This is a genomic window from Psychrobacter sp. 1U2, assembly GCF_051847575.1.
In genome coordinates, this window is sequence record NZ_JBPYDC010001741.1 from 1 (window position 1) to 534 (window position 534).

The following is a 534-nucleotide window of genomic DNA, read 5'->3' on the forward strand; positions in this document are numbered from 1 at the left end:
TGATTATAGCGTAAATTGACAGGTTGGATAAGCGTTATAAAGAATACTTGGCATTTATATGCCAAAAGATTTATTAAGTTTTAGGCGACCAATGGACAAATATACGACAATATGGAACAAGACACGATAACTGTTACCGTGTCCTTTATATTTTAAGTCGGGTTTTAATAAAGCCATCTTTATCAGATAACCAGTCAAACAGTCAGTCAAATAATCAGACAAATGATTAGCTATCTTCTCCTACTAACCCAGATAAAAACGCCTGTAAATTATGGTTGAGCTTTTGGATATAGTAGCCACCCTCTACCAGTACAATCAAAGGTTTGTTTAACGCTTTCATCTTTTGCGCCAATATCTTAAAGCCCTCTGTACTGACCTTACATCTCGCTTCTGGATCATCTTTGTAGACATCAAACCCTAAGACGTGGACGATGACATCAGGATCAAAGGTTTTTATAGTATCGATGGATTTATCGACATACTCAAAAAAGCCGTCCTCATCAGTACCATGCGGCATTGGGAAGTTGACGTTAT

1 pseudogene is annotated in these 534 nt (G+C 37.3%); it reads right to left on the bottom strand.

Annotated features, from left to right (window positions below):
- Window positions 1–226 precede the first annotated feature (226 nt).
- Window positions 227–534: pseudogene (locus tag ACS8FD_RS24160) on the bottom strand (histone deacetylase family protein); the annotation flags it as partial.